We start from the raw sequence: 20,611 nt of genomic DNA, 5'->3' as shown, positions 1-20,611 counted from the left end.
GCCTTTCCCAGGAGTTTGTCATGCCAAATGACCACCTTGTCGCCGCTGCCCCCGCCGAGCGTAGACAGGCAATCGCCAGTCCTATAGAACGGTTCTCCCATGCCATGGTCGCATGGGCGGAAAAATGGTTTCCCGATGCGTACGTTTTCGTGATCGTGGCGTGCGTGGCAGTCGCGATCGGCGCCATTGTGCATGGCGGTGATCCGCTTGCGGTCAGTGAGGCTTTCGGCAAAGGTTTTTGGAGCATCATCCCCTTTACGATGCAGATGGCCATGGTGGCTATTACGGGTTACGTACTGGCGTTGTCTCCACCGGTGGCACGGATGCTGCGCGCGCTTGCGCGCGTGCCCTCGACCCCGCGCGGAGCCGTTGTGTTCATCGGCACGCTGAGTATTCTGCTGTCGCTGGTGAACTGGGGCTTGAGCCTGATTTTTTCGGGATTGCTGGTGCGTGAAATGGCGCGCCGCACAGACCTGCGGCTCGACTACCGGGCTGCTGGCGCCGCGGGATACCTTGGATTAGGCTGCGGTTTTACATTGGGAATGAGTTCGTCGGCAGCACAACTGCAAGCGACGCCCGCCAGTATTCCGGCGTCGCTCATGCCAATCACGGGCGTGATCGAGTTCTCCCAAACCATACTGACGTGGCAAAACCTGGTGGTGGTGATTCTGGTGACTACCGTCTCCGCGCTGGTGTGCTATTTCACAACGCCCAGTCCGGAACGATCTATGACTGCGCAGGATTTGGGCGTGGATCTGACGGAAAACAAGGCGGAGGCAGCACAACGTCAACGCCCCGGCGATTACCTGGAGTTCAGTCCTTGGCTGACGGTGGCCGTCATCGGACTGGCTTCGGGATGGTTGTACTTGACCTTCAGCAGCGGCAATCCATTGATCACCATGTCGCAACTGAACACGTATAACTTTGTGTTCCTGTTGCTCGGTTTGTTGTTGCATTGGCGACCGCGCAGCTTCTTGGAGAGTTTTAGCCGCGCCATGCCGAGCATCGGCGGTGTAATGCTGCAGTTTCCGTTCTACGGTGGCATCGGCTATGTGCTGACCAAGGTCGTGAATGCGCAGGGGAATACGCTGTCGGATGCGATTGCACACTGGTTCGTGAGCCTCGCGCACGATAGCAGCGTTTTCTCGGTGCTGGTCAGTATCTACTCCGCATTTCTTGGTTTTTTCATCCCATCAGCTGGCGGAAAGTGGGTGATCGAGGCACCGTACATCATGGATGCGGCCAACCAGATACAGGCCCACCTTGGTTGGACGGTCATGGTCTACAACATTGCCGAGACGCTGCCCAACTTCATCAATCCGTTCTGGATGCTCCCGTTACTGGGAATATTGCGTCTCAAATCCAAGGACCTCGTCGGTTATACCGCCATGCAATTTCTGGTGCATTTCCCCATCGTCGTCATCGTCGGCGCGATTCTTATGCACACATTCAGCTACGTTCCGCCTGTCATTCCCGCCCATTGAAACCACTCTGTGAATCGCATCATGAACATCTCACATATCGCAAACGAACCCATCTTGGACTATCGCCCCGGCAGCGGCGAACGCCGGTGCTTGGAAAAAGCGCTGGATGCGTTACGTGTTCGCGAGTCGCAAATTCCGCTGGTCATCGGCGGTCAGCGGAAAAGCGGTGCCGGCACGCGCGCGCTGCATTGTCCGCATGACCACGCCAATAGGCTAGGCATGGTCGCACAGGCCGATGAACAGATGACCGCTGCGGCGGTACAGGCGGCGGTAGCGGCACAGGCAGAATGGGCCGCTACGCCTTTCGACGAGCGTGCGGCCATTTTTTTGCGCGCCGCTGAATTGCTTTCGGGGCCGTGGCGGCAAACGCTCAATGCGGCGACGATGGCGGGTCAGAGCAAAACCGTGCATCAGGCGGAAATTGATTCGGCCTGCGAGTTGATCGATTTTCTGCGTTTCAACGTTGCCTTTGCAGAGCGATTGCAGCAGTTGCAGCCTCTGTCGACCAACGGCGCTCTCAATCGCCTGGATTATCGACCACTTGAAGGGTTCGTTTATGCCGTCACACCGTTCAACTTTACAGCTATCGGCGGCAACTTGCCGTGCGCGCCAGCACTTATGGGCAACACGGTGGTGTGGAAACCCGCGTTCGCGGCGTCCCTGAGCAATTACCTGATTCTTGAGTTGCTCGAGGCGGCTGGCTTGCCGCCTGGCGTCATCAATTTTGTCCCTGGTGATTCCGCTGCGGTCTCTGCCGCCGTACTGCGATCTCCCGATTTTGCCGGTCTGCATTTCACGGGCTCCACCGCGGTCTTTGACGGACTGTGGCAGCAGGTGGCACAGAACCTGCCGACGTACCGGGCGTATCCCAGGCTAATTGGCGAGACGGGTGGCAAGGACTTCGTGCTGGCACATGCCTCCGCCGAGCCAGAGACGCTTAGCGTGGCGTTGCTGCGCGGCGCCTTTGAATACCAAGGACAGAAGTGCAGTGCTGCGTCTCGCGCCTATATTCCGGCGTCGCTGTGGCCTCGCGTCAAACAATGCTTGCTGGATGCGTTGGCCACCGTGCGTATGGGTGATGTGTCGGACTTCGGTATGTTCATGGGGGCTTTGATCGATCGTAAAGCCTATGATCGCGTCATGCGGTATATCGATCGCGCGTCGGTACAAGGTTCGACGGTGTTGGCCGGTGGCAGAGGAGATGACCGCATTGGATATTTTGTCGAGCCCACGGTGATTGAGGCCTCGGACCCCAAAGCGGACACCATGCGGGAAGAGATCTTTGGACCGGTGCTGTCGGTCTACATCTATCCCGATGCGAACTGGAAGGAAGTCCTGTCGCTCGTGGATCGGACCAGCCCTTATTCTCTGACCGGCGCCGTGTTCGCGAACGATCGCCAGGCCATTAATGAGGCTGCGGCCTCTCTACGGTTCGCAGCCGGCAACTTCTACGTCAACGACAAACCAACTGGTGCCGTGGTCGGTCAGCAGCCATTCGGCGGTGCCCGTAGGAGCGGCACGAACGACAAGGCGGGCTCAATGTTGAATCTGCAGCGTTGGGTTTCGCCGCGCACCGTCAAGGAAACTTGGGTGCCGGCTCGCCATTACGCCTATCCGTCTATGGGCGATGCGGGCTGAAAAACGCGACGCCGCGTCACGGAGGGCGAACCGTGAATTTACCTCGACGCGTGACGCGCTACGTTATTGGTTTTGTTAAAGTGAGGGCTACAACTACGTACAAACAACCGAAGAGGTCGACTGCATGTCGAGGATGGCACCGCCCGCAAACCTGCGAGAATCCGTTATTGCACACTTGCGTTCCCAGATTGTGTCGGGCACCGCGGCACCTGGCATGATTTTTTCGGTTCCCAGTCTGGCGAATGAGTTGGGCATATCTACCACGCCAGTGCGCGAGGCGTTGCTGGAGTTGAGCCGATCGGGTTTGGTCGAGCCCTTGCGCAATCGCGGTTTCCGTGTGCAGACTATCACGCTGCAGGATCTCGAGAATCATTTTGACGTGCGTGTCATGCTGGAGTCCGGCGCGCTGGCGACCCTGGCGCACAAGGGTCTGACCGATACAGCACCGCTTGTGGCGCTGGCTGACGAGGTCGCGCAGGCAGTGAAAGCGGAAGACGTGGGGCGGTACATCGAATCCGATCGCTGTTTCCACGAAGCCTTGGTTTCGCGCGCTGGCAATCCATTACTCACTCGGATGATCATGCACTTGCGTGCGGACATGCGGCTTTACGGAATCAATTCCGAAGAGGGCCGAGAGCGCCAGCGTGCCTCGGTGGACGAACACTACGAAATGATCGAACTGGCGTCCAACCAACAATCCGAGGCGATCGTGGCTTTGATCACCCGACATATCGAATCGTGGAAGCCGCTATTCGCTGCTGCGCTCTAGTCTTCCGACTGTGACGATATGTACGTTATCGTTTCGTCGGCAGGTTGCTGAACCTTGAGCGCCTGAGCTGCTCGTCTGAAACCCCGATGTTCGGCAACAGCAAGAAAATATCGGAGGTGACGAAGCTCTATCTCCGTTACTCGCCAGGTCGGGGGAGGACAGCGACTGCTTTGATCGGCAGACGTCGGATGCGTCGTCCGGCCAGATTGGCAAATGCATTGGCCACTGCAGCACCTGCCGGCCCTTGTGCGGCTTCGCCAACGCCGAGATAGCCTTCGCCTGGGCGATCGATCAGATGCACCTCGACGTCAGGAGCCTCGGTTATGCGCAGGATCGGATAGCTCACCCAGTCGCTGCTTGCGATCCGAGTGCGGTCGAACTCGACGGCCTCTATGAAGGTCCAGCTCGCAGCCTGCACGATGGCGCCTTCTATCTGGTTGCGTACGCCGTTCGGGTTGATGAGCTCGCCGCAATCGACGGCAGCGACGGCGCGGGCAAGCCGTATATTCTCGCCGGCCTTATCCCACTGGATTTCCGCCGCGACGGCGACATAGGCGCCGTAGTTGTTGAGCCGGGCAAAACCAAATCCCCGTCCACGCTGTTGCCCGATTGTGAAGTCTGACCAGCCGAACCGTTCAGCCGTCAGTTCAATCACAGCTCGTGCGCGGGGATCGGAAAGATGGGCAATGCGGAAGGCGACAGGGTCAGTGTCGGCCAGAACCGCCAACTCGTCCATGAAGCTCTCTATGGCGAAAATATTGGCGAATGCGCCAAGGCCGCGCAGGGCTGAGGAGCGAAGCGGTGCGCGCCGGACAAAGCGGGTATCGACGCTGGCGGGGATATCGTAATAGGGCTCGGCATTGTAGCTGCCGCCGCCGGTCCATTGGGTAAGGCCATCAAGGAACGATGCTGCGATTGGCGGATCGACGTAGCGAGCGGCGAGAAGGCGAGCCGCGCCGCCTGGCCGCGAGGAATGGGACGGGCTGGCGACGGAATAATCCCATGCCGAGATCCGGCTGCGTTCGTCGATTTCGCCGCAGACCTGCATGACCATCGCCGGGCCATACGGCTCCCAGAGATGCTCGTCCTCGCGCATCCATTGTAGCCTGACCGGTCGACCGGGAAGGGCGCGTGCGATCAGGGCTGCGTCGGCGGCAGCGTCATCGGCGCCGTTGTGGCCGTAGCAGCCGGCGCCCTCCATATGGATGCAACGAATACGGCTGGCAGGAAGATCGACAAGGCCGGCCAGCGACGAACGCAATGGATACATGCCCTGAGCATGGCTCCAGACGGTCAGGCTTCCGTCCTTATATTCGGCCACCGCGCAACTCGGGCCGATCGCGCCATGCATGCGATATGGGACTTCGTAAGTGGCCACGAGCCGATGGCGGGAGACGTTGGCAACCTGCTCCTCCATTCTGGCCTCCCGGCGAAGATAATCGAAGATGGCATCCTGGCCGGGCATCGTTTCTGTTTCGTGCCAGCGCGCCGTGTTGCGCAGCCGATCGAGCGCGCGGATCGTCTGTTCTTCCCGCTCGGCAGCAACGGCGAGGAAGCTGCCATTGCGGATGACCTGTACGATACCGGGCATGGCCAACACCGCATCCACCTCAACACCGGCCAGAACCGCCCCGTAGCTCGGCGGGCGCAAGACGCGGGCATGCAGCATGCCCGGAAGACGCAAGTCCTGGACAAAGGCCACCCCACCGGTGACCTTGGCGGGGAGGTCGATGCGGGGGGCATCCTGCCCGATCAAATGGTAGTCGGACGGCGATTTCAGCGTGGCCGAACGGATGGCAGCGCCCGCTGCCGTGCGATTCGCGACGAGCTGCCAATAGGTCACGTTTCGCCCGCCGGACTGCACGGTCCCGTCTCGTACGCTAAATTCAGCTGTCAGACCTTCAAAGTGCCGAGAAGCCATCGCCAGTAGCATCGCTCGTGCCCGCGCCCCAGCTTGACGTACGGCCATCCCGGTTGAGCGCATGGAGGCGCTGGAATCGGTAAAGCCCTCATTAGGCGCGGAGGCTGTGTCGACAGGGGCAACGACAATGCGCTCAATCGCGACATCCAGTTCCTCGGCTGCGAGCTGGGCAATCGCCGAATTCAGTCCCTGACCCATTTCGATGCGCCCGATATGGATATGCACAGTGCCGTCAGCGCGGATTTCGATCCGATCGTTGAAACGGTGCGAATGCGATGCAGCCTCCGTCTGCGCACGGGCGCATCCGGGTAGCAGGATCGAAACGACGAGCGCACCGGAACTGGACAGAAAACCGCGACGGGAAACAATTGCCTTATTCATTCCGTCATCTCTTTCGCCGCGCGGCGCACTGCCTTCATGATTCGGGGATAGGTGCCGCAGCGGCATAGATTGCGCTCCAGCGCCTGTTTGATCTCGTTATCGGTCGGGTTCGGATTGAGATCGAGCAGCGCTTTGGCGGCCATAATCATGCCAGCCGTACAGAAGCCGCATTGTGCCGCCTGCTCAGTGAGGAAAGCCTGTTGCAGGGGATGGAGATGATCCAATATACCGATTCCCTCGAGCGTCTCGACTGACTTGCCGGCGACATCTTCGAGCAGAACCACGCAGGATGCCGCGATCTCGCCATCGACGATCACGCGGCAGGAGCCGCATTGCGCCAGTCCGCATCCGAATTTCGGGCTGTTGAGTTCGAAGTCATTACGTAGAACATAGAGGAGGGGTGTGCCTGCTTCCGCGTCAGCCGAAACCTCGGCATCGTTGAGCCGGAAAGGCACCCTCATGTTCTGGCACCGTCGGGTTTCGGGCCGGTGTAGCGGAGTATCCAGAGTCCCTGGTTTTTGTCGCTGATGTAGATGAAGCCGCGCCGGTCCACGACGACGTCTTCGGTCTGCAGAACCAGCTTGTCTTCTGGCATCGGCCCATAGCGCCGGGTGGGTTCCGGCGGAATGAAATAGCCGACCTCACGTGGAAGGCGGGTGTTCGAAACGTCGTAGATTCTGAGCCCTGCGTTGAAGTGCGCGATGTAGAACAGATCGCCTTGCCTCTCGACATCGGGATGATGCTGGTGGTGGTTGATATTGTGAGGCCCGCGCCAGCCACCACGGGTTGTGAAGTCCGAATAGGGAGCATCTGCGGGCGGCACGGGCTCGGGCAACAGCGACAGCAGGAAGGGTTCGCTGGGGTCGGAAATATCGACGATCGACGCGTGATGCATTGCGCCACGACCATAGGTGACGTTCTCCGAATTGGCGAAGGCGATGCCGCGCTCTGGGATCGGCAGTACACCATGCACGCCGAAGCGTGAATGGAAGGGCGGACTGAAGCTCAGGCCGCTAATCTGCTTCGGCTGCGAGACATCGCTGATATCGAGCACGACGATCCCCGCCGCGCCATACGGCAGATAGACAAGGTCGCCGACGACATAGGGCGGGCCATGCAGAGAAACATCCTCGCCTGTGCTGGCACAGAAGGCGCCGCACATGCATTGGGGCCGCAGTCGGTAGCCATCGGAGGTCTCCTGAGTGGCGGCGGCGGGTTCGGCAGCCGCAAAACTCTCGCCGCCGGCCTCCTGCTGGCCAGGCACCCACCAACGTCCGGCCTCGCGCGGATTGGAGCGATCCGAGATATCGAGAACGACGTAGATGTTACCCTTGTACCCTGGCATGCCGGCGGCAAGATGAACGTAGCGCCCGCCGGGATAGAGATTGCGGTGTGTTCCGTTGCCGCCGGTGCGATAGTGACCGAGTTGTTTCGGATTGATGGGGTCGGCGATATCCCAGATCAGAACGCCTTCACCAAATGGAGCATCGGGATCGCCGCCGAAATTCGCGAATGGCCTTTCGAGCGCGGTCACCATCGTGTCACCGGACAGATCGATCTGTAGCGTCCAGGTGTTCGTACCGGGATAGGGCACGAATTTGACGACCTCCGGCTTTGCCGGATCGGTCACGTCGACGATGCTCCAGCCGGAGTGCCAGAAGTGTCCGGTGTAAAGATACCAGCGCTCGCCCACCTGCCTGATCGCCATCTTGAACGCCGGGCGATGATCGAGATCGGTATAGCCAACCGCTTCGACGTTATGGGCGAAGGCGCCGGGAGGCGCTGGTGAGGAAGCAGGCACAGGTTGTGCAAGTGCCTCGCCGACAAGACCAGAATGAGCTGCTGTCGCGATTGCCGCTCCGGCAAACGGCAACTTCAGCATCTGGCGGCGTGAAATTTCGGAATTCTTCAAAATCCTGCCTCCTTGTTTTCTGCAACTTTCCAGATTTTGCAGACTCCGATATATTCCGTCCAATATCGATTGGGTCGGAAGTAATTCGATTTGGGAAATTAAAGGATGGACCACAAATTGATGCAGTCCTTCGTGGCTGTCGCGGAAGAACTGCATTTCGGGCGTGCCGCAGTTCGCCTGCATATATCGCAACCGCCACTGACAAAGCAGATTCAGCAACTGGAACAGGCCATGGGCGTGCGCTTGCTGGAGCGCACCAAGCGCAAGGTCGAACTGACTGCTGCGGGCCGTGTGTTCCTCGATAAAGCGCGGGCAGTGCTTCATCAGACAGGACAAGCGGTGGAGCTTGCTCGCAAAGCCGGTCGCGGTGAAACCGGACATCTATCAGTCGGATTTATCGATGCGGCCATCTACAGCGTGGTGCCAGCTATCGTTCGGCAATTCACCGAACGTTATCCCGAGGTCGAGTTGAGCCTGACCGATCTGCGCATTCCCAATCAGGTCAAACTTGTGGCCGAACGCCAGTTGGACATTGGTTTTGTTCATCCTCCTATCGTTCACAAGGCTCTGCGGGTCGAAAGCATAGTGGTCGAGCCGCTGATCGTGGCATTGCCGGAAGCGCACCGACTGGCCGCAGAAACCGAGATCGCCCTGGCCGACTTGGCGCCGGAGGCACTGATTCAATTTCCGCGCAGCATCAACCCATCCCTCTATGACGAGATCGTCGAGCTGTGTAGATCCTCCGGCTTCAGTCCAAGGATCGTGCGGGAAGCAACGCCCAAGCAGACCATCATCGGGCTTGTGTCCGTAGGGCTTGGTGTCTCACTGCTGCCAGCCTGTCTTGCGAACCTGCGGCGATCTGGCGTGGTCTATCGCCCCATTCGAGGCCGAAACCTGTCTATCGATACATCCATCATCTATCGGTGCGAACAGCCTTCGCCGGTGTTGAGTGCATTCCTTGCCATCGTGCGCGAGACGGTGAAGCCAATACCGACTGGTGTCGGGCCTGCGGAGTGTCTTAACTAGATGCGTAGCGGCAGCGTCATAGCAAAGAAATCCGTAGCACGTCGTACACGTGTGGGTACGAACCGGCGCTTCGGCCAGACAAGGCTGACGTCTCTAGGCTCGTCGATGAATTCGTCGAGAACTGTGATTACATCCGACTGCTGAAATTCCCCCACAAGCGAAGCCCTGTGGAACATGCCGATGCCAACGCCGGCCAGTACGCTGGCCAAGATCGTTTCGACGCTGTTGGAGGAAAGACTGCCACTGACCGGTACGCCCTCTCCAAAGAGTCCTTTAGCCGCGCAATCTGCTGACTGCGCTGTGTAAGATGCAAGGTGTTTCCCGCCGCCGTCATGCTGACCGCCCAAAGTGGGTGTTTCTAAGGGGATGTCAGCATTCACTATGTAAGCTTCAATTGGTCGACATGGTTTCAACGCTCGCGTGCGAGTGAGCCTTACCCCAAATTTACTTCAAGACCGCCTTGGGAAAATCGACCGGATCTGCGGCCCTAAGTACACCCGTCATTCGTTGCTCAACGTCGTCTCTCGTAGCAGCCCACGCCGGCACGGTTTGGAGTAGTCGCTCCTGCCAAGCAATGAGGTTTGGGAACTCGTCGAACGGCGCTCCTGTTCGCTTGTGTTGCGAGAATGGTGCAGCTATGTCGATATCGGCAAGGGTCAACGCATCGCCGACCATGAAGTTCCGTTTCTCAAGGTGCGTATCCAGGACAGCGGCGGCGTTGCGAATGTTTGTCGTAACCAGATCCACGATCGCCTCAGTCCGGGGCTTGCCCATGAGCGTGGCGCCCGCCCATTCGTTGAAGAGCAGGGTTGAGAAGACCCGCCATTGCTCGCCGGACCAGAACATCCACTGCAGGACTTCAAACCGCTCTGCCTGGGTGCGACCAAGCAGATCGGAGTCTACTTTCTCGGCAAGGTAAAGGTTTATGGCGGAGGCCTCCCAGATAACGGTGTCGCCATCCTGAAGCACGGGAGTGAGTCCGTGCGGATTGAGTTGCAAAAATCCAGGGGTATGACTTTCACCCTTGAACAAATCGATATTCACACGTTGGATGTCGACGCCCATGATCTTTGCAGCAGCAGTGACGCGACGAAGACTACCCGAACCCGGGTCGCCATAGATTTTAATAGTCATAGTAATTCTTACAGGTAAATGCTGAGTTTTGATCAGCGTTGCAATCGGGTCTATACCCCTCGGTATCGGGTCCATCTTGCAGGATCATCGAGGATCTCCCGTCAGGCTGTTGAGCGAGGAGGCCATAGTAGACTGATTCTTCTGAGAAAATTATGCTCCAAAATTACAGAACACTTATTTGGATAACAAATGAATGATCGCTGGCTTGAAATCCAGGTTTTCACACGCGTGGCCGAGTCGGGGAGCTTTTCCCGCGCGGCTCAGGAGCTTGAGCTTTCGCAGCCCTCCGCCTCCAGAATCATCACGGGTTTGGAAGCTCGGTTGGGGGTAAAGCTCTTGCTTCGCACGACTAGAAATGTGGCCTTGACTGAGGCAGGCGCTGCGTTTCTGGACAGAGCCCGCCAGGCCGCAGCCGATCTGGAGGACGCCGAGGATGCGGTTCGGGGAATAGATTCTCTCCGTGGAACCATCCGACTCGCAGTGCCTATCGTGTACGGTACTCGGGCGATCATCCCCGCGTTAGCCAGCTTCCTGGAGCGCTACCCCGATCTGCGAGTGGAAATTACGATGCGGGATGAGCGTCAAAACCTCGTGGCCGCTGGCGTCGATATGGCTATTCGGATGGGCACCCTTGAAGACTCAACTTTCGGTGCCAGACAAATTGCGTCCGTGGAAAGATTATTAGTCGCTTCGCCGTCCTACCTGGCTAAGCGGGGCACGCCTCGAACGCCCGACGAATTAACAGGCCACGATACGATCTTGCATGAGCGAAGCTTTCCAGAAAAAAGTACGTTAAAGATGCTGAAGGGCGAGGCTGTGCGGGTGGTGACTCTGCGTGGGAAAGTCAAGATTGATGCGGCGCCCGGGGTCTTGGCTGCTGCACTGGCAGGCCTAGGGATAGCCAACGTAACCACGATCATGTCAGAGCAAGAGCGGCGTGAAGGCAAGCTTGTCCGGTTGCTGCCCGACTACGAACTTGAGCCGTTGAAGGCGTTCGCTGTATTTCCGTCGGGCCCCAGACCGTCAACTAAGGTTCGTGCGCTGGTTACTCACCTCATATCTGTGTTAGCGAATTAGCTACGGTCACCACAACGTTGCCAAGTTGCTGCGGCGTATTCCAAATGCCGGTGTGCTTCGAGCATCTGTTGAACTGCTCAATCTAACTGGCTACATCGGCAACCGAAATCGCATCTTGGACGGATTCACTCCAAAGCAGCGGCTGGCCATAGCCGCATGGCGCTCCTACTTCTGGCAATCGCTAATTTAGATTCACTTTGCGCAACCCTGTGCGAAGCGGCTCAAACTTCGAATGCGTTTGACATCAACGCAACGAAGACGCTGAGCGGGCCGCTCGTTCGTACAGGCTGCTTAGATTACCCAGCGAATTTGCCAGCTCACGAAAGTGAGCGTTCATGGATTCGTCGACGTTGCTCATCAGGCATTGTTCGCGAATTTGGCGGTAGCTCTCAATCGCGGCCTCGCCTGCGTCAGTTGTCCGATACAACACCTCCTTTCCCACTTTTTCACCGATAGCAAGTCCCGCCGCTACAAGCTTTTTCAGCGAGTACGTGACGACATGCACGTCGTCGAAGTTCAAGACAAAGCAAATGTCTGCGACCTTTTTATTCTTGGCGCGATGTTTGAGCTGATGCAGCACAACGACATCGATAAAGGTCATGTCGCCTGAATCTGTTGCCGAGGCGCCTTTTTCGAGCCAACGCGTGAAAGCATTCCAGCAAACGATCATTGCAAACTCAAATTCACTCAGTTCTGCGCCCTTGGGGGAGACGAGATGCGGAGAGAGAACTAACGGTTTGTCTGTCTTGCTCATAAGTAAAATCCCTAATTATATTGGTGTATCAATAACGTATCATTGGGAAATTCCCAACGTTATAAGTATAAAACCAATGAAGAAAAATGTATTTTTACACACATATTCCTCGATAAGGCTTTGTCAGGGCGCGATAAGGGGACTCTTTCATGGCTGATTTACTCGACCCTCGAGTGAGACTTTCCGCCGATATCGGCGGCACATTCACAGACATTGTTGCCGAATTGCCGAGCGGGATTCGCGTCACGTCGAAAGTCTTGACCACGCCGACTGCTCCCGAGCAGGCGGTACTCGAAGGAGCGTCCCGACTATTAGAACGCAATGCATTGACCTTAAAGGACGTAGACGTCTTCGTCCATGGCACTACGCTTGCAACCAATGCCATCCTGGAGCGCCGTGGAGCCAGAACGGCGTTGATAACCACTGAAGGCTTCCGAGATGTGCTCGAGATTGGCACCGAGGGTCGGTTCGACCAATATGACCTGCAACTAGAGCGTCGAGCACCTCTGATTCCGCGCAGCTTGAGGTTGACTGTCAGGGAACGTATTTATGCAAATGGGCAGGAAGTTCTGGCGCTGGATCGCAACAGCCTGGCTGAACAGATCTCGGTAATCCAGAGCGAGGGCGTCGTTAGCGTAGCGATTTGCTTCATACACGCCTATCGTAATCCAGCGCATGAGCTGGAAACACGCCGGCTATTACTCGATGCGTTGCCGAATTTGCATGTCTCTATTTCGAGTGAGGTTTGCCCCGAAATCAGGGAGTATGAACGGGTCTCGACAACCGTTGCCAACGCTTACGTGCAGCCTCAGATGGCGGACTATCTGTATCGGATGCAAAAACGTCTCGAGAGCGAGTCGTTTAACGGCGTTCTTTATCTCGTGACGTCCAACGGCGGACTGACGTCCCTGGAAACGGCCCGCCGGTTTCCCGTCCGGTTGGTCGAGTCTGGCCCGGCTGGCGGAGCCATCTATGCCGCCGATGTCGCAAGGCGCGCGGGGGAAAGCAAGGTAGCGGCATTCGACATGGGAGGGACCACAGCCAAAATTTGTCTGATTGACCAGTACGAGCCGGATACGGATCGTACTTATGAGGTGGACCGCGCCGCGCGATTTCAGAAGGGCAGTGGCCTGCCTTTACGAATACCCGTAATCGATTTGTTTGAAATTGGCGCGGGAGGCGGATCTATCGCACACATCAATGTGCTCAAGAATATTCAGGTCGGGCCTACAAGCGCGGGTTCGGAGCCCGGTCCTGCTTGCTACGGCAGGGGAGGTGAGGATGCTACGGTAACCGATGCTGACGCAGTGCTTGGCTTGATCGACCCTGATGTCTTTGCTGGTGGCACCGTTCAGTTGGAAGTAAAGGCGGCTGAACGTGCGCTCGAAAAAATTGCCGCCCCATTGGGCTTCTCTGTCGAAATGGCGGCTTTTGGCGTGTATGAGATGGTGTGCGAAAACATGTCCAACGCGGCACGCGTGCATGCGATCGAAAAAGGAAAATCGATTGGGGATCACACGCTCATCGCGTTTGGCGGAGCGGCGCCGCTTCACGTTGCCCGGATCGCTGAGAAGGTGGGCATCAAACGTATATTGGTTCCACCCAATGCAGGCGTGGGGTCGGCAATAGGATTTCTGCGTGCTCCTATTTCTTATGAGGTTGTTCGAAGCCGACATTCGCTGCTGCGGACCTTGGCTGCGCTGGAAGTCAGCGAGATGTTGACGCAGATGGAGGATGAGGCTTCGGCGCTCGTGCGACAGGGCGCTCCCCACGAAGAGCTGATTGTCCGGCGTCATGCATACATGCGCTATGTCGGCCAAGGGCATGAGGTCGCGATCCTGTTGCCCGATGGTGATTTGCGTGAACTCGATGTTCTTCAATTCTCGCAAGCCTTCGAGGCTTCCTACACGCAGCTCTTTGGCCGGACGATACCAGGCGCCGAGGTTGAGATTCTGACGTGGTCGGTGCTGGTTGCGACAGAGCCTAATCATGCGCAGGCCACCGTGTTGCCTCCTGCGACTGGCCGATCGCCGTTGCCCAAGGGGTATCGGGAGCATTTTGATGGCGTTACGGGGAAACGAGTGAGCATACCCGTGTATGCGCGGGAGGAACTGCAGTGCGAGCAACAGCTTATGGGCCCTGCGTTGATCGCGGAAGATCAGACCACCACCTTTGTGTCTTCATCTTTCGATGTGAGCGTTGACCATTGCGGCAATCTTGTCATGGACCGAAAAACAAAGGCAGAGGTGACAGCGTGAACTCCAACGCGAAGCAGATCAAGTATCAATTAATGTGGCAACGTCTTGCCGCTATTGTCGAAGAGCAGGCGCAGGTTCTCCTAAGGACGGCATTCAGTGCCATTGTGCGCGAGTGCAGCGACCTATCGGCAGGGGTCTTCGATACACATGGCCAGATGCTTGCACAAGCGGTCACCGGCGCGCCGGGTCATGTGAATACCATGGCGGAATCTGTTCAACACTTTCTCAGCAAGTATCCATTGGACGAGATGCAGCCAGGCGATGTGTTCATTACGAACGACCCCTGGAAGGGCACTGGCCATCTGAATGATTTTGTCGTGGTGACGCCTTGCTTTCTGCATGGCAGGCCAGTTGCATTGTTTTGCGCAACCAGCCATGTCATGGATATTGGAGGACTGGGGTTCGGACCAGACGGCACGGACATTCATATGGAAGGACTGTTCATTCCTTTGCTTAAGCTGTTTTCGTCAGGAACAGTGAACGAAACATTCATGGACATGCTGCGTGCCAACACGCGTCAGCCCCTTGAGACGGTAGGCGACACCTACGCTCTTGCCGCATGCAATGATGTTGCCTGCGAGAGATTGCAGGAGATGATGAGTGAGTTCGAACTGTACTCCCTGGAAGACCTCTCTTCATATATTCTGGAAAGCTCGCGCGCGGCCATGCTCGACGCTGTGCGCCAGCTTCCTGAGGGTTCGTCGACCTATTGCATGACTATTGATGGGTATGACCAACCCATCGATCTGGTCGCTACGCTGACCGTGTCACGCGATGGCATTATGCTCGACTACGCCGGCACATCGCCGATCTCTTCGCATGGGATTAACGTACCCATATGCTATGCCACCGCATACTCTGTATTTGGCCTGGCATGTGCGGTTGCCAGCGAGATACCGAACAACTCAGGATCGCTATCTGTCTTCACTGTGTCGGCACCAAAGGGTTGCGTGCTCAATGCGCTGCCGCCGGCACCCGTCTCCACCCGACACGTCATTGGGCAAATGCTTCCAGATGTCGTGTTTGGATGTCTGCGCCAGATCATTCCTGAGCGTGTTCCGGCCGAAGGCGCCTCGTGTGTCTGGCTGCTCAATTTGCGCGGAGAAACACAAGATGCATCTCGAGGTCGCTACGGTTTCACGTTGGGGTTCACGAGTAATGGCGGCACTGGTGCGCGTAGCGGCATCGATGGTTTGTCCGCGACTGCCTTCCCCACGAATCTGAACGGTACGCCTGTCGAGATCGCCGAAACTCAGGCGCCATTGATATTCTGGCGCAAGGAGCTGCGTGAAGGCTCAGGCGGCGCTGGGCGCACGCGCGGGGGGCTCGGGCAGGTGATCGAAGTTCAGTCTACATGCGACAAGACGTTTGAGATTCTGGCGTCGTTTGATCGCATTAAGCATCCGCCGCGTGGCCGCGACGGGGGAGGTAATGGAGCGGCCGGGTTCATTGGTCTTTCCTCGGGTCGTCTGTTGGCAGGCAAAGGTGGTCAGGAAATTCCTGCGGGTGAGCGCCTGATGATCCACACGCCCGGTGGCGGCGGTATCGGCGACCCCAAGCGTCGTTTACCCGCGCATGTCGCAATTGATCTTGCAGATGGCCTACTAACTGAGGAACAGGCCCGCAACCTGTACGGAAGTGAACCAGTCGCTCTCGCTTAAATGCAGAGCTTGCTGAGTGCCTAGCGTTGTCCGTTGTTTCCTAGAAGCTCCGATGCCACGCCGACGCGGCACCAAGCTACTTTCACCGTCTCCAATAGAAAGGTATATATCATGATCACAACGCGTCAATTCTCCGCGATCACGCTGTCTATCGTTGCACTCATGGCTTTGGGGCCGTTCGCGCGGGCGGCCTCGCCTACGCAGATAGATCTGTCGACCGTGTTGCCGGAGGGGAATTTTCACACTCAGAATGCCAACATGTATTCTGAGGAGGTTGCGAAAGCCACTGGGGGCGAAGTCCAGATTCGCATTCACTCAGGCGGCTCACTTGGGTTCAAGGGACCTGACCATCTGCATGCAGTAGGCGACGGTCTGGTCGGAATGGCGGACATCCATATCTCACAACAGGCAGGTGACGAGCCCATTCTGGCGGCTGAAACAATACCGTTTCTGGTGAATGATATTAAGGAACTCGAGATTCTGCATCGTCGTCTGCGTCCGCTGCTGGACGAGGCTGCTGCGAGGAACAATCAGAAAATTCTGTATATCGTGCCATGGCCGGCACAGTACATCTTCTCCAAGATCAAGGCCGATTCGCTGGATGGGTTGAAGAACAGCAAGGTCCGAGTGTCAGATCGCAATGTGCAGGACATGTGTACCGCTATCGGCATAACGCCGGTGTTGATACCGTGGGTCGAAACGATTCCCGCACTGGCATCTGGAACGATCTCGGGGGTGACGACATCGACGCCCTCTGCGGTCGACGGTCGACTGTGGGAGTTCGTCAAGTACATATATCCAACGAACCATACTTGGATCTCGCAGATGGTCAATATCAATCTGGACACGTGGAACAAGCTGTCCGCCAGCCAGCAAAAAGCGATGACCGACGCGGCGCAGCGGCTGCAGCCCGTGTTTTGGGATCGCGCGTCCCAGGCTGACGCCGAGGGGTTAGCGACGCTTAAAAGCATGAGTATGGAAGTCATGCCCATTTCGCCGGCCATGAGGCAAGAGATGCGAGATCGCACATCCGGTCAATTGGCAGCGTTCACGAAGCGCGTACCGTCGTCCAAGACAGTGCTCGATGCATACTTGACGGAAGTAAAGCGATGACTGGCGATCTTTCCCTCGAACGGTCGGAGATAAAACGCGAGCGGGCGGTTAAACGCCTGTTGGATGGGATCGAGCGCTTGTCGCTGTTGGATGGATGGGTCGGTGCGGGATGTTTGATGCTCCTGATTGCCCTGATGCTCGCAGAACTGACAATCAGGATACTGTCGAACATGTTTCCGAGTTTGCCCGGCGGGCTGCCTTATACGTGGGAGTACTGCTCGTACCTGATGGCGACCTGCTTTACTTTCGGCGCCGCGATGACATTGCGTACCGGCGGGCATATCCGCGTGAACTTATTACTCACCAATGTATCGGCTAGAGCCAGGCAAGGATTGGAGATCGCACTGTCGCTCGTGGGATTGGTGTCAGTGTCATTCTTGACCGTTGCGATGAGTATCTTTACCTGGTCGTCGTTTGCTTCCGGCCAAGTGTCCGCCGCAAGCGGGACACCGCTTTGGATTCCAAAGCTGACGGTCACGCTGGGGATATTGCTGCTCGCTTTGCAACTGCTTGCCCGACTTATCCAGGCCATATTGGGATTGCCCTTAGAGGACTCTCGCATGAAACCAGCCGTACCGCAGGAGTAGGCAATATCATGACTATCATTGTTTCTTCTTTGTTGGTCATTCTTCTACTGCTGCTCGGTAGCGGTATCTGGATTGGCATCGGGCTTGCTGCGACGGGCAGTACGATGCTCGTGCTGTTTCGGGATATTCCGATCGGCAAGCTCCTGGCGCAATACACCTGGAACATCTTGACGACACAGGAGCTGCTGGCCTTGCCCATGTTCATCGTCATGGGGGAAATTCTGTTCCGAACGAAGCTGTCGCAATCATTATTCAACGGGCTTTCTCCATGGGCGTCTTTACTTCCTGGCCGTCTGTTGCACGTCAATGTCATTGGTTCAACCATTTTTGCCGCCATTTCGGGGTCGTCGGCGGCGACAACTCAGGTAGTCGGGAGAATTTCTCTTGCGGAGTTGGAAAAACGGGGCTATGGAAAATCGATTTCGCTTGGTAGTCTCGCTGGCGCGGGAACGCTCGGATTCCTGATTCCACCTTCCAACATCATGATCATTTACGGTGTGCTGGGTAATGTGTCCGTGCTGAAGCTCTTTATGGCCGGCGTGGTGCCCGGGGTGCTTCTGGCAAGCTGTTTCATGGGTTGGGTAATGATACATTCATGCATCAATCCAGGACTGGTTCCCAAAGATGATCCGACCCTGAAGATAACTTGGGATATCCGCTTCAGGGCACTAAAGGACCTTGGGCCTGTGATGCTGTTGATTCTGGCTATTCTCGGCTCGATGTATGCTGGCATTGCCACGCCCTCTGAAAGTGCAGCGGTGGGTGTCCTCGGCGCATTGTTGATTGCCTATTTCCAGAAGGGCCTTACACGGCAATCGATGCGTGATATTGCTATGGGCTCGATTCAGACATGCGCGATGATTGCGCTGATCCTGCTCGGTGCTTCCATTTTGTCGCACGCCACTGCGTTCCTGGGCATTACGCAGGCAATCAGTGGGTGGGTGACTGCATTGAACCTGTCTCCGTTCGGGCTGATTGCAATACTCATCGGTCTTTATATCGTGCTTGGCGCATTTCTCGACGGGTTTTCGATGATGGTGCTGACATTGCCGATTGTTCTTCCGATCGTCACCGCGGCAGGATTTGATCCAATCTGGTTTGGTATCTTTCTTGTCATTGTCATCGAGATGGCTCAAATCACCCCCCCTGTTGGGTTCAATCTTTTCATGCTTCAGGGGTTAAGTGGCGTGAATATTGGACGGCTTGCCCAGTACGCGACGCCTTATCTACTGATCATGATTCTTTTCGTGTTCTTGCTGGCTGCCGTGCCCGACGTTGTGCTCTGGCTGCCGAGGCACATTATGGGCAGTGCTATGTAGCCAGCGTGGGAATCAGAAAAACTCATCCAGCAAGCAATAGAATGCAATGCGCCGCTGATCCGGATTGCTTGTACTTGCATGACCTGGCGGTCACGGCGGCAGCTAACAGCGAGGTCCATGTTCCACAGTTGACGGCCAGTAGTGGGCGTCTGGTGTGGACCTTGCACCAAAGATCGCTTGCCCCACGCGCACGATTGTCGCGCCTTCCTCAATGGCAATTTCATAATCGCCGGACATGCCCATCGACAGCTCGTCGAGTGAGATCTCGCCCGGTATATCTTGGCTAAGCCTGTCCCGCAGCTCACGCAGTAGTACGAAGCATTGGCGGACGCGCTCGGCCTCAGCTGAAAACAGCGCAAGCGTCATGAAGCCACGCACTCGCAGCGCGGTGAACGCCGGCAGCGCTTTGAGAAATGTGGCCACTTCGTCTGGTGGCAGACCGTACTTGCTGGCTTCGCCGGATGTGTTGACTTGCACAAACACGTCCAAGGCGCGGCCTTCGGCCTGCAAACGCCGGTCCAGTGCCTCGGCCACGCGCAGGCTGTCCAGGGCTTGGAACTCGGTGGCGAAGCGCGCCACGAGCTTGGCTTTGTTGGTCTGCAAGTGACCGATCACCGACCACTGCAGATCAGTCAGATCCGCCATCGCCTCCCATTTTTGGTAAGCCTCCTGTGGCTTGTTTTCGCCAAGTAGCCGACAGCCGGCAGCATAGGACAGGCGGACGCTCGCTTCGTCCTTGGTTTTGCTCACGGGCAGCAGACGTACATGCGTTGGATCGCGTCCGACCCGCAGGCAGGCGGTAGCGATGCGTGCGTGGACGTCGGCGAGATTCCGGCGAAAGTCCGCTACCGATTCAGCCTGCGGCCATCGGCCATGTTGATCGTGCAAAGTGGGTGTTTCCAAGGGGGCGTCAGCATTCACTATGTAAGTCTCACTGGGTCGACATGATCTCAACGCTCGTATGCGAGCGAGCCTCACCTATTGTGGGATGAGGCTCACCCGACATTCACTTCAGAGCCACCTTGGGAAAATCGACCGGAATATCCAAGGCAACGTTGATGTAGTTGGTAAAGAGATTCAGGGCGACATGCGCCATGATCTCAACGATTTGCTCGTCGCCGAAGCCTGCCTCCCGCAGGCTCGCGACATCGGAGTCCGTGATCTGCGCACGCTGTTCGACCACCTTCAGGGCGAAGGCCAAGACGACGGCGGTGTTAGCGTCATCCGATTGTCCAGCCTGGGCCGCAGCCATCTCGGCGGAAGACGCACCCGCTTTTTGGCCGAGTACGGTATGGGCTGCCAAGCAGTATTCGCAGCGATTGCGATTAGCGATCGCCACGGCAATCTGTTCGCCGAGTTTAGCGCCCAGAGACCCTTTGCTCAATGCGCCGAAGGCGGCCCACATGCTCTGCAACGCGGCCGGGGAGTTCGCTACGGCTTTGAACATATTGGGTGTGGCGCCGAAGGCTTGCTGGATCTGGGCCAGCAGGGGCTGGCTTGCTGCGGGGGCGGCTTGAGTTTGAATGTTGATGCGGGACATGTCGATCTCCTGGAGGATGTCAGGTTGAAGTACAGGA

The 20,611-nt window shown here is 57.2% G+C and carries 18 protein-coding genes and 1 pseudogene; 10 read left to right on the top strand and 9 right to left on the bottom strand.

Annotated features, from left to right (window positions below; all coding sequences use genetic code 11):
- The first annotated feature begins 20 nt into the window (after positions 1–20).
- The 3 genes from ACNAZS_RS02935 to ACNAZS_RS02925 all read left to right on the top strand — a co-directional run bounded on the left by ACNAZS_RS02935 (position 21) and on the right by ACNAZS_RS02925 (position 3,891).
- Positions 21–1,484 (top strand): short-chain fatty acid transporter, encoded by a 1,464-nt coding sequence (locus tag ACNAZS_RS02935; protein ID WP_415785973.1) that lies wholly within the window; start codon positions 21–23, stop codon positions 1,482–1,484.
- Positions 1,485–1,505: 21 nt separating this feature from the next.
- Complete coding sequence (gene pruA / locus ACNAZS_RS02930) at positions 1,506–3,122, top strand: L-glutamate gamma-semialdehyde dehydrogenase (protein ID WP_415785971.1); 1,617 nt, start codon at positions 1,506–1,508, stop codon at positions 3,120–3,122.
- Positions 3,123–3,255: 133 nt separating this feature from the next.
- Positions 3,256–3,891 carry a GntR family transcriptional regulator gene (locus tag ACNAZS_RS02925; RefSeq protein ID WP_415785969.1) on the top strand — a complete coding sequence of 212 codons (636 nt, stop codon included), beginning with the start codon at positions 3,256–3,258 and terminating at the stop codon, positions 3,889–3,891.
- 38 nt (positions 3,892–3,929) lie between these two features.
- Here ACNAZS_RS02925 and ACNAZS_RS02920 read toward each other — a convergent pair.
- From ACNAZS_RS02920 to ACNAZS_RS02905, 4 genes and pseudogenes are all read right to left on the bottom strand, one after another.
- Positions 3,930–4,022: pseudogene (locus tag ACNAZS_RS02920) on the bottom strand (LysR family transcriptional regulator); the annotation flags it as partial.
- A gap of 5 nt (positions 4,023–4,027) precedes the next feature.
- Positions 4,028–6,193, bottom strand: a complete 2,166-nt coding sequence (locus ACNAZS_RS02915; RefSeq protein WP_415785967.1) for a xanthine dehydrogenase family protein molybdopterin-binding subunit — start codon at positions 6,191–6,193, stop codon at positions 4,028–4,030.
- Positions 6,190–6,654 (bottom strand): (2Fe-2S)-binding protein, encoded by a 465-nt coding sequence (locus ACNAZS_RS02910; RefSeq protein WP_415785965.1) that lies wholly within the window; start codon positions 6,652–6,654, stop codon positions 6,190–6,192. Before ACNAZS_RS02910 ends, ACNAZS_RS02915 begins: the two co-directional genes overlap by 4 nt.
- Entirely contained in the window at positions 6,651–8,105 is a 1,455-nt protein-coding gene (locus ACNAZS_RS02905; protein ID WP_415785963.1) for an LVIVD repeat-containing protein, read from the bottom strand. The genes ACNAZS_RS02910 and ACNAZS_RS02905 overlap by 4 nt, the downstream gene beginning before the upstream one ends.
- A gap of 105 nt (positions 8,106–8,210) precedes the next feature.
- On the opposite strand from ACNAZS_RS02905, the gene ACNAZS_RS02900 reads away from it, so the two are divergent.
- Positions 8,211–9,131, top strand: a complete 921-nt coding sequence (locus ACNAZS_RS02900; protein WP_415785961.1) for a LysR family transcriptional regulator — start codon at positions 8,211–8,213, stop codon at positions 9,129–9,131.
- On the opposite strand, the gene ACNAZS_RS02895 is transcribed toward ACNAZS_RS02900, so the two are convergent.
- The gene (locus tag ACNAZS_RS02895) at positions 9,128–9,511 is read right to left on the bottom strand and encodes a LysR substrate-binding domain-containing protein (protein ID WP_415785959.1); all 384 of its coding nucleotides are present in this window, start codon (positions 9,509–9,511) and stop codon (positions 9,128–9,130) included. The two genes, ACNAZS_RS02900 and ACNAZS_RS02895, sit on opposite strands and share 4 nt — an antisense overlap.
- 64 nt (positions 9,512–9,575) lie before the next feature.
- On the bottom strand, positions 9,576–10,265 hold the full coding sequence (locus ACNAZS_RS02890; protein WP_415785957.1) for a glutathione S-transferase family protein: 690 nt from the start codon (positions 10,263–10,265) through the stop codon (positions 9,576–9,578).
- A gap of 189 nt (positions 10,266–10,454) precedes the next feature.
- Here ACNAZS_RS02890 and ACNAZS_RS02885 point away from each other — a divergent pair, with 189 nt between their 5' ends.
- Positions 10,455–11,342 carry a LysR family transcriptional regulator gene (locus ACNAZS_RS02885; protein WP_415785955.1) on the top strand — a complete coding sequence of 296 codons (888 nt, stop codon included), beginning with the start codon at positions 10,455–10,457 and terminating at the stop codon, positions 11,340–11,342.
- Between the two features lie 244 nt (positions 11,343–11,586).
- On the opposite strand, the gene ACNAZS_RS02880 is transcribed toward ACNAZS_RS02885, so the two are convergent.
- Positions 11,587–12,096, bottom strand: a complete 510-nt coding sequence (locus tag ACNAZS_RS02880; RefSeq protein ID WP_415785953.1) for a winged helix DNA-binding protein — start codon at positions 12,094–12,096, stop codon at positions 11,587–11,589.
- Between the two features lie 149 nt (positions 12,097–12,245).
- Here ACNAZS_RS02880 and ACNAZS_RS02875 point away from each other — a divergent pair, with 149 nt between their 5' ends.
- From ACNAZS_RS02875 to ACNAZS_RS02855, 5 genes are all read left to right on the top strand, one after another.
- Positions 12,246–14,354, top strand: coding sequence for a hydantoinase/oxoprolinase family protein (locus ACNAZS_RS02875; protein WP_415785951.1), 2,109 nt, complete (start codon positions 12,246–12,248; stop codon positions 14,352–14,354).
- Positions 14,351–16,015, top strand: coding sequence for a hydantoinase B/oxoprolinase family protein (locus ACNAZS_RS02870; RefSeq protein ID WP_415785949.1), 1,665 nt, complete (start codon positions 14,351–14,353; stop codon positions 16,013–16,015). Before ACNAZS_RS02875 ends, ACNAZS_RS02870 begins: the two co-directional genes overlap by 4 nt.
- Before the next feature lie 111 nt (positions 16,016–16,126).
- Positions 16,127–17,128: a TRAP transporter substrate-binding protein gene (locus ACNAZS_RS02865; protein ID WP_415785947.1), complete on the top strand. Its 1,002-nt coding sequence runs from the start codon at positions 16,127–16,129 to the stop codon at positions 17,126–17,128.
- Positions 17,125–17,715 (top strand): TRAP transporter small permease subunit, encoded by a 591-nt coding sequence (locus ACNAZS_RS02860; protein WP_415785945.1) that lies wholly within the window; start codon positions 17,125–17,127, stop codon positions 17,713–17,715. The genes ACNAZS_RS02865 and ACNAZS_RS02860 overlap by 4 nt, the downstream gene beginning before the upstream one ends.
- Positions 17,716–17,723: 8 nt before the next feature.
- Complete coding sequence (locus ACNAZS_RS02855; RefSeq protein ID WP_415785943.1) at positions 17,724–19,034, top strand: TRAP transporter large permease; 1,311 nt, start codon at positions 17,724–17,726, stop codon at positions 19,032–19,034.
- 102 nt (positions 19,035–19,136) lie between these two features.
- On the opposite strand, the gene ACNAZS_RS02850 is transcribed toward ACNAZS_RS02855, so the two are convergent.
- Together ACNAZS_RS02850 and ACNAZS_RS02845 are read right to left on the bottom strand one after the other, a co-directional pair.
- Positions 19,137–19,937 (bottom strand): YggS family pyridoxal phosphate-dependent enzyme, encoded by an 801-nt coding sequence (locus tag ACNAZS_RS02850; protein ID WP_415785941.1) that lies wholly within the window; start codon positions 19,935–19,937, stop codon positions 19,137–19,139.
- 103 nt (positions 19,938–20,040) lie between these two features.
- Positions 20,041–20,574: a carboxymuconolactone decarboxylase family protein gene (locus ACNAZS_RS02845; protein WP_415785939.1), complete on the bottom strand. Its 534-nt coding sequence runs from the start codon at positions 20,572–20,574 to the stop codon at positions 20,041–20,043.
- Positions 20,575–20,611: the final 37 nt, after the last annotated feature.

It is taken from the genome of Bordetella tumulicola, from assembly GCF_965138755.1.
GTDB lineage: Bacteria > Pseudomonadota > Gammaproteobacteria > Burkholderiales > Burkholderiaceae_B > Bordetella_A > Bordetella_A tumulicola.
Note: the sequence above shows the minus strand (reverse complement) of the source record. Positions and strands in the feature narration are given on the sequence as shown.